This window comes from Acinetobacter sp. MD2 (assembly GCF_035615575.1).
In the GTDB taxonomy this organism is placed as follows: Bacteria; Pseudomonadota; Gammaproteobacteria; order Pseudomonadales; family Moraxellaceae; genus Acinetobacter.
Genome location: NZ_VTDK01000007.1, coordinates 1 through 16,960 on the forward strand (window position 1 = coordinate 1; position 16,960 = coordinate 16,960).

The following is a 16,960-nucleotide window of genomic DNA, read 5'->3' on the forward strand; positions in this document are numbered from 1 at the left end:
CTTTAATGATCTTCTTAATGATTCGTCATCATCAAGCTAGGTCGGCCATATTACTCTCTTTAAAAAGAAAGTCAACTAGTAATTCGAAATATTTTTAACTTATTTAATAATCATTCAATTCAGCACTTCGTGCTAACTGCCTGTTTATCAACAAGTTTTATTTCTCATCACCGCCGATGGATGTGCATTCTACAGCATTCCCAACCTAACACAACCCTTTTTTAAATTATTTTTTATCAACCGTATAAACTTTAAACTCAAAACCCACAAATTATTGTTTTTTATCAATTATTATTTTAGTTTATTTTCACTTTTTATCTGGTGTTTTTTTGATTAAAATATAATTTCATTATTTTTTAACTTTATTATTTAAAATGCATCATAAGAAAATTAAAAGATGTAGTGTTCTACTTTTCAGTTTTTGGCTGAGTTTTTCAGCTTATGCCACATCAACTCAAAATTTTTTAGAAATAACACTCTCTATTCTTAGCTATGCTAAATGGAATACAAATGTTAATACACCCAATCTATGTATTGTAAATAATCCAAATCTTGTAGGACAATTTAAACTACTTGTTCAACAACAGCACGCCAATTACAACATCATACCAATTGACCTTAAACTGCTTGATCAAAGCACATGCCAAGCAATTTATTTTTCAACTCTATCTGCAAAAGAGGAGCAAGCTGCGTTAAATCATCATATTCACTCTCCAACCCTATCTTTTAGCAGCAATAATACCGAATGCGACATTGGAAGTGCTTTTTGTCTTTATAAAAGAAATGGATTGACATCTTTTAAAGTCAATCTCGACAGCTTAAGCCAATCTAAAATAAGAGTTGATCCACGAGTTTTACTGCTCGCCAAGCCTTTGGAGCAATCATTATGATTCGTTTCAATAAAGTGTCGTCTTTAAAAGATTTATTCAAACGTGCTCAAGTTTCTCTTTTTATTTTAACAATTAGTATTTGTACGTTTATTTTTGTGGTGATTTCGGCAATTACACTCAATACCTATGCAAAACAAACTTTAAATATTTTAAGCAAAGCGCTAAATGAACGTATTCAACCCGCAGTCGTCTTTAATGATAAAGCCACAATGAATCAAATTTTATTGGAATATATGCAAGAGTATCCGATTCGCACGATTGTCATCCAGAATCCAGAGCATCAAATCTTAGCATCTACGAGCGACTATCCAAAGAAACAAGTTTTCATTCAAAATATATTGGATCAATTATTTTTCCACACCCCAATAACAACCACGATTCAGCATGAAAATAGACAGTTTGGAACAATCATTATTTATGGTAGTTCAAGCAATCTAATTCAATTCTTTTTTACTAGTTTTATAGGCCTTGGACTAGGCATTTCCCTCATTCTCATCACGCTACTTTACTCAATGCGTGCAAACTATCAATTTATTTTTAAGCAAATTTCACCCATACTCACCGCAGCACAAAACATGAGTAATGAAAACACCTATTACCAACGGTTACCAGAATCACAAATCAAAGAATTCCAATCTCTAAATACAATTTTTAATCATTTTTTAGCGAAAATCCATGCTTCAACCTTAGAATTAAAACAAGAAAATTCTCAATTGACGCATCAAGCAAATCATGACCAACTCACACAACTCCCAAATCGTCATTATTTCTACCATGAACTTTTTGCTTTTTTCGAGAGCCAAAATCGCAAAAATGCAGCATTACTCTTTATTGATAATAATAATTTTAAAGCGATTAATGACCAATACGGTCATTTGGCCGGAGATACCGTTTTACAAGAAATGGCGTTACGTTTAAAAAATAGTATCCGAAAAGATGACTTAATTGCACGATTAGGTGGAGATGAATTTGCCATTTTCATTCAGGATATTGAAAATACAGAACAAGTAATTACGATTTGCAATAAACTACTCAGCAGTAGTGAAACACCAATTTTCTTTAATAAAAATAAAATTAAATTCAGTTTTAGTATCGGAATTGCATTCACGATACAAGCAAGCTCACCAGAACATTTAATTACCGATGCAGACAATGCCATGTATGTTGCTAAAACCATTGAACAAGGTTGGTATATTGCATCAAACCACAGCTACAAGGACCCTTCACATGTTTAAAAGACCAATTAAATTCGGATTCATTCTACTGTTAAGCAGTATTTTATCTGCTTGTGCAGGCTTAGGTCATTTAAGCTATAAACAAGCACATATGCTTAAAAAAGAAGGTTTTATCCTTACAGATGAAGGCTGGAATCTCGCACTACCTGAACGCTTATTATTTAACTTTAATGACTACACCATCGCTCAACAACAAACGCAGGACTTAACCTTACTTTCCAATCAACTATACAAATACAAGTTAAACAAAATTAAAGTGGTTGGCCATACTGATGACATTGGAGGCATTCAATATAATCAAGAGTTATCGCTTAAACGCGCTAATAGCGTTGCCGAAATATTCTTAACACACGGCTTTAATACATCAAATGTTCAAATCATTGGTAAAGGCTCAAGCCAACCTATGGTTGAAAATGATAATGATGAAAATCGCGCAAAGAATCGACGCGTAAATATCATTATTATTCCTTAAATGTCATATCGCCTTTTCGGGGGCGATTTCATATCCTTAATTTTTAGACATAAAAAAACCGCAATTAAGCGGATTCTTTAATATCACTTCTTATTGTAAGAAGTGGTCGGAGCAGTAGGATTCGAACCTACGACCCCCTGGTCCCAAACCAGGTGCACTACCAGGCTGTGCTATGCTCCGTTTGTGGGGTGAATGACGGGATTCGAACCCGCGACAACCGGAATCACAATCCGGGGCTCTACCAACTGAGCTACATCCACCATAACGGTACTTTAAGTTCTAAATATCAGACCACCATAAATGGCGCGCCTGACAGGATTCGAACCTGTGACCATCCGCTTAGAAGGCGGATGCTCTATCCAACTGAGCTACAGGCGCATGACCGATGATAAAACTTATCACACGATACTTTTGCCGAACTTAAACTTTGGTAAATTTAAGTGGTCGGAGCAGTAGGATTCGAACCTACGACCCCCTGGTCCCAAACCAGGTGCACTACCAGGCTGTGCTATGCTCCGATTGTCTCAGCGTTTTATGTATCACACATCGTGCGGTACGGTGTGCATTCTAGGCGCGACAATGACTTTGGTCAATACCCTAAGTTAAAAAAAAGTGCTTTTTGCTTACCAAAAGACTATTTATTCAGCGTTTTAGCTCAAATCTCTTTAAAAGAGCTATTTTTTAGACATTGTTCTTTATTATCAACACGATATTTTCTATGTAATAAAATAGCCGCACAAAAATGTGCGGCTGTTTTTCATACTTACTCAAATTTAAGAGCGATAGTCTGCATTAATTTTGACGTAATCATAAGAAAGATCACAGGTATAAACTGTATCTTTCGCATCACCACGACCTAAATTCACACGAATCGTCATTTCTGTTTGCTGCATCACCCGTGCACCAGCTTCTTCCGTATAATCCGCTGCTGCACCACCATCTTTACAAATTTGCACTTCATCCAACCAAACTTGAACTTTTTCAACATCTAAGTTTTGGATTTTGGCATAACCAATGGCACACAAAATACGCCCCCAGTTCGGGTCAGATGCAAAAATAGCAGTTTTAACCAAAGGTGAATGTGCAATGCTATACGCGACTTCACAACACTCGTCAGTATTTAGTCCACCTTCTACCGTTACGCTAATAAATTTAGTTGCACCTTCTCCATCACGCACAATCAACTGTGCTAAACGTTTCATCACACGAATCAATACATCTAAAATAATGCCATAACGTGAATCAGCTTCTGATTCAATTGGTGTACCACCCGCCTGCCCTGTGGCAGCAAAAATACAAGAATCGTTGGTTGATGTATCGCCATCAATGGTAATGCGGTTAAAAGATTGATTCACAGCGATCGTTAACAATTGTTGTACCAATGGTTTTGCAATCGGCGCATCGGTTGCCACGAAAGAGAGCATAGTCGCCATATTCGGACGAATCATGCCTGCGCCTTTACTGATCCCTGTCATGGTGTAGGTTATACCACCAAGTTCAAATTGCTCAGAAGCACCTTTAGGTGTGGTATCTGTGGTCATAATGCCTTTGGCTGCCGCATCCCAATGGGTTTCATTTAAGTTTGCGACAGCAGGTGCCAAACCTGCTAACAAACGTGGCATTGGTAATTGCTCACCAATCACACCGGTTGAAAATGGTAAAATATGAGCTGTGCTCACACCTGTGATTTCAGCCAAAGCTTGACAGCTTTGTTTGGCATTACTTAAACCCAATGCACCTGTCCCTGCATTTGCATTGCCCGTATTAATTAATAAATAACGTGGATCTGTTTCTAAAAGATGCGCTTTAGACACTTGCACAGGTGCTGCGCAAAAAGCATTTTGGGTAAAAACACCAGCAACCTTGGTTTCTGCTGAAAACTCAAACACGACTAAGTCGCGTCGATTCGGATAGCGGATATGCGCTTCTGTTGAACCAATTTTTACACCTTTGACCACATGCATATGCGGCATTGACACATCACCAACAGCCATCTTGAACGATCCACTTTAATGAAAAATAAACAAGCTTTAGCTTATTAGATATCAGCTCAAAAATCGAGATCAGTAGAAATTTTAGTGGTGAAATAAAAAACTGGTCAAATGACCAGTTTTTCTCTTTTTTGCTTATTGCGCTTCAGGTGCTGAAGGCATCGCCAATAAGGCTTTTTCGGCTAATTGCTGGCTTTCATCTGAAAGTGCTGGATTTTTAGCAACAATCCGCTGCACGTTTGCGCTTGTTGCAGCAGTAATCGCTGCCGTTTGCACTGTAATTGGACGACCATTGGTATCGCCTAGTGTATAACGAATACCTGTACGTGGACTAATAATCGCTGTCTCGCCACCTTTAACAACAGCCGTAGCAGTCGTTGTACCTTTGGCAACCAATACGTTCTCAACACTGGTTGTAAATGGTTTCGTTTCATTGGCAAACGCCAAACTTGGCAAAAGAATAAGCGAACATAAAATCGGTTTTATTGTATTCATCATCATTTTAACTAAAATCCATAGTGAACGATTACATGAATTGAGTGTACTTGAATTTCACACTAAAACCCACGTATGCAAAAATAAAAAAGCAGAACTCTTGTTCTGCTTTTGTAATATCAAGATTTAGATTTTGCCGTGACATTGCTTGTATTTTAAACCTGAACCACATGGGCAAGCGGCATTACGACTTGCAGGTGCTTCGAAGTTTTGTACAGTCTGTGCAGCTTGCTCTTCATTTAACATCACAGTTGAAACATTACCTGTTAAACCATCGACTTCATCGTGTTCAAAACTTAAACGCATTGACTCAGCTTGTTGCTGCTGTTGTGCTTCAAGTGCGGCAACTTCTTCTGGCGATGGAATATGTACCAAAGATAAATCATTTACAACGTCTGATTTAATGATTGATAGCATGTTCACAAACAAGTTGAAGGCTTCTTTTTTATATTCTTGCTCTGGGTTCTTTTGTGCATAACCACGCAAATGAATCCCTTGACGTAAATAATCCATCGCCGCCAAATGCTCTTTCCAATGGCGATCAAGCGAATTGAGCATGAAATGACGTTCAAGCATTGGTGCGGATTCATCACCCATTTGCTCACGGCGTGAACGGTAACGTGTAACCACCTCATCAGTAATTCGTGCGACTAAACCTTCTTCATCTAGGCGACGATCTTCATCTAGCCATTGCTGCACAGGCAGTTGAATATTTAATTCAGTGGCTAAAGCCGCTTCTAAGCCTGCAACATCCCACTGGTCATGAATCGATTCAGGTGGAACGAAGTTAGCAATAAAGCCTTGCATGACAGATTGATGCATTTCTTCGATATAGTCTTGTAAACTATTTTCAACCAAGACTTCATCGCGCTGACGATAAATAATTTTACGTTGTTCGTTGTTAACATCATCGTATTTCAACAAATTCTTACGAATATCAAAGTTACGGGCTTCAACTTTACGCTGCGCATTTTCAATTGAACGGCTCACCATTTTATGTTCAATGGCTTCATCTTCTTTTAAGCCCATCGCACGCATCATACCCACAACACGGTCGCCTGCGAAAATACGCATTAAGTCATCTTCTAGCGATAAGTAGAAGCGCGACACGCCCGGGTCACCTTGACGGCCTGCACGACCACGCAATTGGTTGTCGATACGACGTGATTCATGACGTTCGGTACCAATAATATGTAAACCACCAGCATTTAACACAGCTTCATGGTCACGTTGCCACTCAGCTTTTAAACGTGCTTCGTCTTCAGGTGTTGGATTTTCAATTTTGGCCAGTTTAACTTTCCAGTTACCACCTAACAAAATATCTGTACCACGACCTGCCATGTTGGTGGCAATGGTGACTGAACCCGGACTACCCGCTTGGGCAATAATATCGGCTTCACGCTCATGTTGTTTTGCATTTAAAACTTCATGGGCAATCCCTGCTAACGATAATTGTTGTGACACAATTTCACTAGCTTCAATGGTCGCAGTTCCTACCAAAATTGGCGCTTGAGTAGCCTGAATGCGTTTAATCTCAGCCACAATTGCACTGTATTTTCCATCACGGTTTAAATAAATTAAATCGTTATGATCTTGGCGCACCATTGGACGATGAGTCGGAATAAGAACGACATCTAAGCCATAAATTTCTTTCATTTCCGCAGCTTCGGTATCGGCAGTACCAGTCATTCCGGAAAGCTTTTTATAAAGGCGGAAATAGTTTTGGAAAGTTGTTGTTGCAAGGGTTTGGTTTTCAGGCTGAATTTCTAAGCCTTCTTTGGCTTCAACAGCTTGATGCAAACCTTCAGACCAACGACGCCCCGGCATTGTACGACCTGTGTGCTCATCGACAATCACCACTTCGCCATTATGAATAATATAATGCACATCACGTTGGAATAAGAAATGTGCACGAATGGCTGCTGAAACATGATGCACCAAGTTTAAATTGGTTGCCGAATACAAGCTTTCGCCTTCTTGCAATAAGCCCATTTGGATTAAAGCAGACTCAACCGCCTCATAACCCACCTCGGTCATTTCAACTGAACGCTGTTTTTCATCAATCCAGAAATGCCCGCCATCTGCCACTTTTTCTTCTTTTTGTGGATGTAATTGCGGTGCAATCATATTAATTGCGGCATAAAGTTGCGATGAATCTTCGCTTTGCCCAGAAATAATTAATGGCGTACGTGCCTCATCAATTAAAATTGAGTCGACTTCATCAATAATGGCATAACTTAAACCACGTTGTTTTTTCTCTGCAAAAGAGAACACCATGTTGTCACGCAAATAATCGAAACCAAACTCATTGTTAGTTCCATAAGTAATATCTGCCTGATAAGCCTGTGCTTTTTCATCTGGCGCTTGCATTGAATAAATCGTGCCCACGCTTAAACCTAAGAATTCAAATAATGGGCGGTTTAATTCTGCGTCACGCTGTGCCAAATAATCATTCACAGTAATGACATGCACGCCTTCTGAACTTAAGGCATTTAAGTAACATGCGAGCGTCGCCATGAGGGTTTTACCTTCACCGGTACGCATTTCGGCAATTTTACCTTCGTGTAATGTAATACCACCAATCAACTGTACATCATAATGGCGCATCCCCATTACCCGCTTACCTGCTTCACGGCAAACAGCAAATGCTTCAGGCATTAAATCATCTAAACTCGCTCCTGCTTGGTAACGAGTTTGAAATTCTTGAGTTTTGGCAGACAATTCTGCATCACTAAGTGCAACGATCGTCGGTTCAAGCGCATTGATCTTTTCGACAATTTTACGCATTCGCTTAAGTTCACGCTCATTTTTTGTACCGAAGATACCTCCGATCAGACTTGCCAACATGAATAAACTCTCTAAATTTTGCTAATTAAAAATAAATTAATCGTTTGACTCTATTATGGAGTTAGATTTTTGAAGTACAAGTTTTTTGCGTAAAAAGCGACACTTTTTTTGCCGATAACTCAGCGACCCTCATTATTTCTGAAATTTTCTCATACCAAGACATACCTATAACAGCACAACAACCTTGAATGGATATAGATCAAAAGCAAAAAATAGATTAAAAAAATAGCGACAAGGCTCTTTTCCTTATCGCTATTCACATATATAAAATTTATTAATATTAGCGCTGATCGAGCGGCACCCAATCAATCACCCATGCTGACTTCATGCCTAAACTTGTATCGGCTTGAATTTTCTTACGAGATACATCTGCACTGTCACGGTCTTTGGCAGGGCCAACCATAATCCTAACCCCTTTTGAGGTTGGACTCGTAACCACTTTATAACCTTTAGCACGTAACTTTGCCACAATTGAGTCAGCATTCGCCTGATTACCCGCTAAAGCAACCTGCACCATCCATTTCTTATGCTCGTCATCATCTAACAGTTTACGTGCATTTTCAGTGTCTGCTTTTTTCTTGTCAGCAGTTTTTTTATCATCTTGGGCTTGCTGCTTTTTGGCTTCAGCCTTTTTCTTTGCTGCTAACTCCGCTTTATGCGCGGCTTCTTCATCTGCTTTGCGCTGTGCTTCTGCCTCAGCTTTCTTCTTAGCAGCCAACTCCGCTTTATGTGCGACCTCTTCATCTGCTTTGCGCTGAGCTTCTGCCTCAGCTTTCTTCTTAGCAGCTAACTCAGCTTTATGTGTTGCTGCTTCACCTGCCTTACGTTGAGCTTCTGCATCTGCCTTCTTTTTGGCAGCAAGGTCTGCTTTGTGCTGTGCGGCTTCATCTGCCTTACGCTGTGCTTCAGCCTCGGCTTTCTTCTTAGCGGCCAATTCAGCTTGATGCTTTGCAGCATCATTGGAAGAAGAGGCGTTTAAAACAGCCGTTTTATCGGTTGTTTGTGCATTCAACTTACTTTTATCCCCGCCCATATCGGGTGGAATATTATCTGAACTTTCTTGCTCTTTATTACGACGCTTATTAATGTCGGCATATTCTTCTGCTGCTTTTTGTGCAGCATTGGCTTCAGCTTGCTGTTGTTGTAATAAGTATTGTTGGGTGCGTGCTTCTTGCTCAGCCACAGCACGTTCTCGCGCACGGCGTTGCTCTTCAAGTAATCTTTTTTCTGTTGCAACATCAACTGTCAATGGTTGCAAAGACTGCATTTCACCTGATTTTGCAGATTGTGCTGCTTTTGCAGGCGTGATTGTTGCATCATCTTTATGTTGCAATTCTTGCGAACCTTTAAACAACAATGCAGCCAACAATACACCACCACCTAATAAAACAACGCCTCCCATCCAACGTTGTTTGCTATTCATTGACATGATCAATGTACTCCCAAACCGCTTCTAAAGTATGAAACGATCCACAAACTAAAATAAGCTGATGTGACTGCACTTGCTCTAAGGCATTCTGAAATGCTTCAGCAACACGTTTAAACTGCTGTGTCTGTGTACCTTGCAATGCGGTCTGTATTTGTTCAATCTTCGCAGCACGAGGGACATCTAGCTCAGCAATTTTCCATTCGGAAATCACAGATTTCAACAATTCAACCACGGCATCAATATCTTTATCTGCCAACATGGAAAAAACTGCAACAATATTTGTGTACTGTTTATTGCATTGCAAGAATCTTTGCAATTGCTTTAACAAAAATTCAACACCATGTGGATTGTGGCCCGCATCAAAAATGACGGTTTTCGCTTGAATTTTGCGAACTTCAAACCGCCCTGCAATATGCGCAGTCGCCACACCGCGTTGAATGGCCTGATCAGAAACATTCAAACCACTCAGTAAAACAGCAGCAACCGCAGTCGATAAATTTTCTAAGGCCAAATGTCCACGTGGAAGCTTTAAGGTAGTTGCGGGCGATGCAAATGTCCACATCGCGTCATCATGTTCAGTATAAAAATAATCTCGATTCACTACATAAAGTGGTGCTTGTTCTTGTTCTGCTTTGTCTTGAATGGCTTGTGGAAGGGTTTGCTGCCCTGCAAAAACAACTGGAATATTTTTACGAATAATACCTGCTTTCTCAAAGGCAATTTTTTCGATGGTATCCCCTAACCAATCGACATGGTCTAGGCCAATATTGGTAATCACCGCTAAGTCGGGTTCAATCACATTCACCACATCTAAACGGCCACCAAGACCAACTTCTAAGACCCAAACATCACATTGTTGTTGTTCAAAAATTTGGAAGGCTGCTAAGGTCGTCGCTTCAAAAAAAGACAGGCTCAAACCGCATTCGCGTCGAGCCTGATCTACTTGAACAAACGCATCAATCAGAGTTTGATCATCCGCTTCTTTGCCCGATATTTTGACTCGTTCATTAAAATGGTAAATATGTGGCGACTGATATAAACCCACTTTATAACCCGCTTGCTGCAAAATTGCTGCAATGGTGGTGGTGGTCGAACCTTTACCATTTGTACCTGCAACCGTAATCACCTTTGCAGTTGGACGAGTCACTTTTAATTTTTCTGCAACAGGAATCACCCGCTCTAGGCCAAGGTCAATTCCTGTAACATGCACTTGGCCCCAATAATTGAGCCAAGTGAGTAAATCATCAGAATGTAACGGAGGTGTGATATTCAATTTAGATGTTCATCAGCTTACTTACAATTCTACATACAGTATCACGTAATGCATGACGATGAACAATTTGATCGACCACACCATGATCAAGCAAGTATTCAGCACGTTGGAACGGTTCTTCCAATTTTTCACGCACAGTTTGCTCAATGACACGTTTACCCGCAAAACCAATCATAGCTTTCGGTTCAGCAATGTGTACATCGCCCAACATGGCTAAAGATGCAGTTACACCACCATAAACAGGATGTGTTAATACCACGATATACGGTAGGCCCGCGGCTTTAACTTTTTCAATCGCTGCTGCTGTACGCGCCATTTGCATTAAAGACAACATGCCTTCTTGCATACGTGCGCCGCCTGAAGCTGCAAAGCAAATTAACGCTTGTTTTTTCGCAATGGCACTTTCAGCTGCTTGTACAAAACGATCACCAACAACCGTACCCATTGAGCCACCCATAAAGTCGAACTCAAAGGCACATGCCGTCATAGGTACATTTTTAAGTACACCTTGCATCACCACCAAGGCTTCGGTTTCACCGGTTTTCTTTTGTGCTTCTTGCATACGCACTGGGTACGGTTTGCTATCCACAAAATGTAGCGGATCTTTGGCAACAAATTCTTGACCCAATTCGGTAGTCACATTGTCAAAAAACCACGTTAAGCGATCACGTGCTTTCATGCGCAAATGTTCGTCACACTGTGGGCAAACATGGGCATTAAAAGACATGGCGGTTACTGTAGTTAATGAATGACATTCAGGACATTCAACCGTTGGTTCGCTAAAAGAAGCTTTGAAGGTTTCTTGTGCGTCAGGCACACGAATTCCCGGTACAGTACGTTCAGTCCACGGCGTCGATGGGTTTAGCACTTTGCTTGCTTTAACTTCTTGATTCATATTCACTCATCGAGCGCAGCTCGAAGCTCCTTGATTTTATTAACCGTTTGATCTGCGGCTTGTTCTGGTGGCAAGGTTGCAAAAGGCTTAACCAAAGCACTTCCAACAATCACAGCATCAGCAACAGCACCCATGGCTTTGGCTGATTGGGCATCGCTAATACCAAAGCCCGCCCCCACAGGAATCGTGGTGTGCGCTTTAATTTTAGCAATACGGGCTGCGGCTTCTGCTGTATCTAAGGTCGCTGCACCAGTGACCCCTTTCAGTGAAACGTAGTAAATAAAACCACTTGCTTGCTGAATAACATGTTGAATACGTTCATCAGTTGATGTTGGTGCGAGCAGGAAAATTTGGTCTAAACCGTGTTGTTTCAGCACTTGGTTTAATGTGTCTGCCTCTTCAGGCGGCAAATCAACCAATAAAATACCATCTACACCACTTTGTGCCGCGCGCTCAACAAATTTTTCATAACCAATCACTTCAACAGGATTTAAATAGCCCATGAGTACCACAGGCGTTTCCTGATCGTTTTGGCGAAAACTTTTAACCATATCGAGCGCATCAAAAGTATTGGTTCCACCTGCCAAAGCACGTTCTGCTGCCAGTGCAATGACTGGACCATCGGCCATTGGGTCTGAAAAAGGCAAGCCTAATTCAATCACATCTACGCCTGCTTCAACCATACGGTGCAACAAAGGTACGGTAACGTAAGGATGAGGGTCTCCCGCCATAACATAAGAAACCAAAGCTTTTCGCTGTTGAGATTGAAGCTGATGAAAACGTGTGGCGAGACGTGACATGGGTTTACTTTCCTTTTATACAAAAATAAAGTGGTGCTGTGTGAAGACACGACACCGCATTGTAACGCTATTTTTTGTGCATTGCACAGCGCCAAAATCAACCCGATTGTATTCAACTTTTTAGGAACAATCCGCAAGCTACATTAATCAATATTTAGCAGTTTTTCTCAATGATCAAAGATACCTAATTTCGGGAAATTCTCAAAAGCATAGCACTGGGTGTTTTATGGGCTTTTTTAGCAGAAAAAAATTTAAAAACAAAGATTTAAAAAATTAAAACAGCATTTTGATTAATAGCAAAAGCTATACGTAACGAAAATTTTGCAGCGATATTACAATCGTACAAGATCAATCTCACTGAATATCGACAACAACCGCAAGTGGTCAGTTAAACGCAAAATAGCCATTGTGCTCGGCATCTAACTATCATAAAAATTTGGATTTATGGCTGCTCGCAAATATTTTTTACTTTCATCTGATGTATGCAGAATACAAACCAGCTTCAGTAATCCGACAAACAGCCAAATCCAATAAACGCTTACATATCCACCATTTCAATGCCATCTAAGCGCGCAACAGTCATTAAGTCTTTATCACCACGCCCTGAAACAGTCGCAATAATGATTTGATCTTTAGACAGGGTTGGAGCAAGTTTTGTGACATATGCCATAGCATGCGCACTTTCAAGCGCAGGAATAATGCCTTCAATTTGGGTTAAATCACGGAAACCTTGTAAGGCTTCATCGTCATTAATTGGCACATAATTGACACGATTCATATCTTTTAAGAAGCTGTGTTCAGGCCCAACACCCGGATAATCTAGCCCCGCAGAAATACTGTGTGTGTCAATAATTTGACCTTGTTCATCGCTCATTAAATAAGTACGGTTACCATGTAAAACACCAACATGCCCCGCAGTTAATGGTGCAGAGTGTTTACCTGTTTCAATGCCATAACCTGCCGCTTCAACACCATACATTTTGACATCTTGATCATTCAAGAACGGGTAAAATAGCCCAATCGCGTTAGAACCACCACCGACACATGCCACCAATGCATCTGGTAAGCGCCCGGCCTGAGTTAAAATTTGTTGGCGTGCTTCACGACCAATAATTGATTGGAAATCACGTACTAATTGTGGGTATGGGTGCGGCCCTGCTACAGTACCAATCACGTAATAGGTGGTGTCGACATTACTTACCCAATCACGCATCGCTTCATTCAATGCATCTTTTAGAGTTTTTGAACCACTTTCAACAGGCACAACAGTCGCACCAAGCAAACGCATACGGTAGACGTTCATAGCCTGACGTTTGACATCGTCTGCGCCCATATAAACCACGCATTCAAGCCCTAAACGTGCAGCAATCGTTGCCGTTGCAACGCCATGCTGCCCCGCACCAGTTTCGGCAATAATACGTTTTTTACCAGAAAGTTTGGCAAGCAAAGCCTGACCAATGGTGTTATTGACCTTATGCGAACCTGTATGATTCAAGTCTTCTCGTTTTAAATAAATTTGCGCACCACCAAGGTGCTTAGACCATCGTTCAGCATGATAAAGTGGACTAGGACGGCCAACGTAATAGGCCAAATCACGGTCAAATTCTGCCAGAAATTGTGCGTCATTCTTCATTCTGCCATACAAGTTTTCTAAATCTTGTAAGGCAGCCATCAAGGTTTCTGACACAAAACGTCCGCCATGAATACCAAAGTGTCCTTTGGCATCTGGATATTGTGTGTAGTCAATCACTTCATTTTGCTGATCCACAATGGACTCCTTGCATAAATCTTTCAATAAGCTGCTGGTCTTTAATACCTTTTGCAGACTCCACGCCACCACTAACATCTACTGCATAGGCTTGTGTGGTTGCAATGGCATCTTGAATATTGTCAGGGTTTAAGCCACCTGCCAAGATTAAAGGAATAGCGAGTTTTGGAAACTCAGACCAATCGAACTGTTCACCCGTCCCCCCTTTTAAATTGGGGTGCCAAGCGTCTAGTAAGATAGCACTTGCGCCTGCCTGTTGGTAGCGTTGAATTTCATTAATTAAATCTAAATCTGGTTTCACTTGAATGGCTTTATACCAACGGCGTTTGGTCTGCTTCGCAATCGCTTGGCATTGTTCAGGGCTTTCATCCCCATGAAATTGTAAAATATCCAGCGGAATATCATTCAAAACATGTTCAATCTCTTGCACCGTTGCATTCACAAACAAACCGACCACTTGCACATAAGCAGGAATATGCGCCACTAATGTTTGTGCTTGCATACTATTTACCGCACGTGGGCTTGGCGGGTAAAAAACCAAGCCAATTGCATCTGCACCTGCTTGAACAACAGCTTGAACATCTTCAACTCGGGTAATTCCACAAATTTTGGCTCTGGTTCTCATGGTAACTTCTTTCATGTATTGGTTTAATTCATGCTTGGCATTAAAACGTGTTTTTAAATCAAAAAGCGAGTGGATTTGCAATTCACAGGTAAAACCTTGTGATTAATTGTTTCAATCTTTAAAAAAACGTATACTCATCAACATTCAATGCTTCAAGTTCAGGGAAGTTGGTGCAAGTCCAACACTGCCCCCGCAACGGTCATCAATACGCACAACATATTTAGCTTGGTTGCTAACGTCACTGTTTTTTTAAAATGGGAAGACGCTATATGTTGCTGTTTTAAGTTGAAAGTCCGGATACCTGCTTGTTGCTAAAGTCTATTAAGCATGCGCGGGGCGCGGATGTATGGAATGAATTCTCTATGTCTATTTTCAAACCAACTACATTGGTCAGTACTATTACGTTCGCGATGAGCGTAAGTTCAGTTTCACATGCAAATTTATCCTCTACCGAACTTGACCCAATTGTTGTGACTGCCTCGAAAATCGAGGAAAAAAGCAGCCAAGTGCCTGCACACATTACCATTATTTCTAAAGATGAGATTGAAAAAAATCCTACCCTTAACTTGTCTGATGTTTTACAAAAAGATGCGTCCATTTATATCAAACAAAATGGTGGATTAGGGCAAGTAACTGATCTATCACTACGTGGTGGTCGAACAGGGGCAACATTATTACTAAAAAATGGTGCACGTTTAAATACACAAAATAGCTTCGGGCCTGTTGCACCAGAATTTATAGATTTAACCGATATCAATCAGATTGAAATTTTAAAAGGCCCTGCATCGGTACAATATGGATCTGATGCGATTAGTGGTGTTATCAATTTAATCTCAAAAACACCAGCTAAATCGGATATCAATTTAACAGGCATTTATGGTGAGAACAGTACTTATAAGTCGATTATAAATGCAAACTATGTTGATGCGTCAGGCTTCTATGCACAAGTCGGCGGACAACGTTTAGAATCGGATGGAACACGAATATTAAGCAGCCAAAAGAAAAATGATAAAGCCGGCTTTGATCAAAAAGGCTATCATGCTAAGTTCGGTTATAAAAACAATGCCTTAGATACCAGCCTTGCAATTGATGAAAACCAAGGTATCAACAATTATTTAGATTACAATGCAGGCACCAATACCGCTAAACGTGATTTTAAAAATCAATTGATTAATTGGCTAGCTTCATACCAATTCAACCCTGATGTTAAAATCAATGTACGTTATTCAAATATAAAGAACATCAGTGAATCAACAGATACCGATTGGAACTCTCAACTCTCAACGAGCCATTACAATACTGAAACAAATGAAGGCGATTTAAATGCTGTTTGGAAGTTTACAGCGCATCAAAACATTTTAGTGGGTATCACAGATAGCAAATCAAAGTACGATGCATCATCCTCGCCCGAAGCTGTACGTACCATCAACACGACAGGTTACTATTTACAACATCAATATCAAAATAATGGCTTTAACACTCAAGCCGGCATTCGCTTAGAAGATAATGATTGGTTTGGTCAGCATACCGTCGGGCAGCTTGCAGCACGCTATCAGCTCCTACCGCTAACCAGTGTCTATGCCAATATTGGTACGGCGTTTAAAGCACCAACACTTGAAAACCTATACGGTTCTTATGGCAATACTTTTTACAGTAATCCAAATCTAAAACCAGAAGAAAGTACCGCCTATGAAATTGGTCTAGATCAAAAACTAGATTACGGCTTATCGGCTTATATTTCTGCATATTCTACCTATGTTAAGAACATGATTAGCTTAGGTAAAATAGATGGAAAAACAACCTATATCAATATCAACAAGGCAACGATTCAAGGTGCTGAAGTTGGTTTTAAATGGTCACATGACTCTTTATTTGCAAATGCTGAATATGCTTATACCAAAGCAGAAAATAAAGCGACTCAATTAGATGCTGCATATCGCCCCCGCCAAACCTACACCTTAACAGCAGGCTACGATGATGGTATTTATGGGGTCAATGCCGCACTAATTTCTCGCTCAAAGGCGAATACAAGTGCTGCAAATATTAAAATTTCAGGTTATGCCACAATTGATCTAAATGCCTTTTGGAATGTGAGTCAAAATGTAAAAATTTTCACGAATATTCAAAATATTGGTGATATACAAAATATCGTTGTTAACGACTATGGCTCTGAATATATTAACGGTGGACGCCAAGCCTCTATCGGAATCACACTGCACTACTAAATTCGCATCAAATTT

13 protein-coding genes, 4 tRNA genes and 1 riboswitch are annotated in these 16,960 nt (G+C 40.3%); of the genes, 4 read left to right on the forward strand and 13 right to left on the reverse strand.

What is annotated here, in order from left to right; all coding sequences use genetic code 11:
- Nucleotides 1-374 precede the first annotated feature (374 nt).
- From FXN70_RS10255 to FXN70_RS10265, 3 genes are read left to right on the forward strand one after another with little or no spacing between them, the layout of a single operon-like run.
- Nucleotides 375-890: a YfiR family protein gene (locus FXN70_RS10255; RefSeq protein WP_324647373.1), complete on the forward strand. Its 516-nt coding sequence runs from the start codon at nt 375-377 to the stop codon at nt 888-890.
- Nucleotides 887-2,125, forward strand: coding sequence for a diguanylate cyclase domain-containing protein (locus FXN70_RS10260; protein ID WP_324647374.1), 1,239 nt, complete (start codon nt 887-889; stop codon nt 2,123-2,125). The genes FXN70_RS10255 and FXN70_RS10260 overlap by 4 nt, the downstream gene beginning before the upstream one ends.
- Nucleotides 2,118-2,597 carry an OmpA family protein gene (locus tag FXN70_RS10265; protein WP_324647375.1) on the forward strand — a complete coding sequence of 160 codons (480 nt, stop codon included), beginning with the start codon at nt 2,118-2,120 and terminating at the stop codon, nt 2,595-2,597. The genes FXN70_RS10260 and FXN70_RS10265 overlap by 8 nt, the downstream gene beginning before the upstream one ends.
- Before the next feature lie 103 nt (nt 2,598-2,700).
- On the opposite strand, the gene FXN70_RS10270 is transcribed toward FXN70_RS10265, so the two are convergent.
- The 13 genes from FXN70_RS10270 to FXN70_RS10330 form a co-directional block, all read right to left on the reverse strand.
- Nucleotides 2,701-2,777, reverse strand: a tRNA-Pro gene (locus tag FXN70_RS10270).
- Between the two features lie 4 nt (nt 2,778-2,781).
- Nucleotides 2,782-2,857: transfer RNA gene (locus FXN70_RS10275), tRNA-His, on the reverse strand.
- Nucleotides 2,858-2,898: 41 nt separating this feature from the next.
- Nucleotides 2,899-2,975 (reverse strand) — tRNA-Arg (locus tag FXN70_RS10280).
- 63 nt (nt 2,976-3,038) lie between these two features.
- Nucleotides 3,039-3,115: transfer RNA gene (locus FXN70_RS10285), tRNA-Pro, on the reverse strand.
- A 255-nt stretch (nt 3,116-3,370) separates the two neighbouring features.
- Nucleotides 3,371-4,591, reverse strand: a complete 1,221-nt coding sequence (gene argJ / locus FXN70_RS10290) for a bifunctional glutamate N-acetyltransferase/amino-acid acetyltransferase ArgJ (protein WP_324647376.1) — start codon at nt 4,589-4,591, stop codon at nt 3,371-3,373.
- 132 nt (nt 4,592-4,723) lie between these two features.
- Entirely contained in the window at nt 4,724-5,086 is a 363-nt protein-coding gene (locus FXN70_RS10295) for a hypothetical protein (protein WP_420714409.1), read from the reverse strand.
- A gap of 123 nt (nt 5,087-5,209) precedes the next feature.
- Nucleotides 5,210-7,930, reverse strand: coding sequence for a preprotein translocase subunit SecA (gene secA, locus FXN70_RS10300; RefSeq protein ID WP_324647378.1), 2,721 nt, complete (start codon nt 7,928-7,930; stop codon nt 5,210-5,212).
- A 280-nt stretch (nt 7,931-8,210) separates the two neighbouring features.
- On the reverse strand, nt 8,211-9,359 hold the full coding sequence (locus FXN70_RS10305) for an SPOR domain-containing protein (protein ID WP_324647379.1): 1,149 nt from the start codon (nt 9,357-9,359) through the stop codon (nt 8,211-8,213).
- Nucleotides 9,346-10,632 carry a bifunctional tetrahydrofolate synthase/dihydrofolate synthase gene (gene folC / locus FXN70_RS10310; protein WP_324647380.1) on the reverse strand — a complete coding sequence of 429 codons (1,287 nt, stop codon included), beginning with the start codon at nt 10,630-10,632 and terminating at the stop codon, nt 9,346-9,348. The genes FXN70_RS10305 and folC overlap by 14 nt, the downstream gene beginning before the upstream one ends.
- 1 nt (nt 10,633) lies before the next feature.
- The gene (gene accD, locus FXN70_RS10315; RefSeq protein WP_324647381.1) at nt 10,634-11,527 is read right to left on the reverse strand and encodes an acetyl-CoA carboxylase, carboxyltransferase subunit beta; all 894 of its coding nucleotides are present in this window, start codon (nt 11,525-11,527) and stop codon (nt 10,634-10,636) included.
- Nucleotides 11,528-11,529: 2 nt separating this feature from the next.
- Nucleotides 11,530-12,327, reverse strand: coding sequence for a tryptophan synthase subunit alpha (trpA, locus tag FXN70_RS10320; protein WP_324647382.1), 798 nt, complete (start codon nt 12,325-12,327; stop codon nt 11,530-11,532).
- A gap of 538 nt (nt 12,328-12,865) precedes the next feature.
- Complete coding sequence (gene trpB / locus FXN70_RS10325; protein ID WP_324647383.1) at nt 12,866-14,095, reverse strand: tryptophan synthase subunit beta; 1,230 nt, start codon at nt 14,093-14,095, stop codon at nt 12,866-12,868.
- Complete coding sequence (locus FXN70_RS10330) at nt 14,079-14,720, reverse strand: phosphoribosylanthranilate isomerase (RefSeq protein WP_324647384.1); 642 nt, start codon at nt 14,718-14,720, stop codon at nt 14,079-14,081. The genes trpB and FXN70_RS10330 overlap by 17 nt, the downstream gene beginning before the upstream one ends.
- 137 nt (nt 14,721-14,857) lie before the next feature.
- Nucleotides 14,858-15,044, forward strand: a riboswitch (cobalamin riboswitch).
- 38 nt (nt 15,045-15,082) lie between these two features.
- Between FXN70_RS10330 and FXN70_RS10335 the strand changes: the two genes are divergently transcribed.
- Nucleotides 15,083-16,945, forward strand: a complete 1,863-nt coding sequence (locus tag FXN70_RS10335; RefSeq protein WP_420714407.1) for a TonB-dependent receptor plug domain-containing protein — start codon at nt 15,083-15,085, stop codon at nt 16,943-16,945.
- Nucleotides 16,946-16,960: the final 15 nt, after the last annotated feature.

Bases quoted from the DNA above. Each gene is read 5' to 3' on its own strand.
- accD (WP_324647381.1), bottom strand. From the start codon at position 11,527: ATGAATCAAGAAGTTAAAGCAAGCAAAGTGCTAAACCCATCGACGCCG.
- FXN70_RS10330 (WP_324647384.1), bottom strand. From the start codon at position 14,720: ATGAGAACCAGAGCCAAAATTTGTGGAATTACCCGAGTTGAAGATGTT.
- trpA (WP_324647382.1), bottom strand. From the start codon at position 12,327: ATGTCACGTCTCGCCACACGTTTTCATCAGCTTCAATCTCAACAGCGA.
- FXN70_RS10335 (WP_420714407.1), top strand. From the start codon at position 15,083: ATGTCTATTTTCAAACCAACTACATTGGTCAGTACTATTACGTTCGCG.
- FXN70_RS10295 (WP_420714409.1), bottom strand. From the start codon at position 5,086: ATGATGAATACAATAAAACCGATTTTATGTTCGCTTATTCTTTTGCCA.
- FXN70_RS10255 (WP_324647373.1), top strand. From the start codon at position 375: ATGCATCATAAGAAAATTAAAAGATGTAGTGTTCTACTTTTCAGTTTT.
- FXN70_RS10305 (WP_324647379.1), bottom strand. From the start codon at position 9,359: ATGTCAATGAATAGCAAACAACGTTGGATGGGAGGCGTTGTTTTATTA.
- FXN70_RS10260 (WP_324647374.1), top strand. From the start codon at position 887: ATGATTCGTTTCAATAAAGTGTCGTCTTTAAAAGATTTATTCAAACGT.
- secA (WP_324647378.1), bottom strand. From the start codon at position 7,930: ATGTTGGCAAGTCTGATCGGAGGTATCTTCGGTACAAAAAATGAGCGT.
- FXN70_RS10265 (WP_324647375.1), top strand. From the start codon at position 2,118: ATGTTTAAAAGACCAATTAAATTCGGATTCATTCTACTGTTAAGCAGT.
- argJ (WP_324647376.1), bottom strand. From the start codon at position 4,591: ATGGCTGTTGGTGATGTGTCAATGCCGCATATGCATGTGGTCAAAGGT.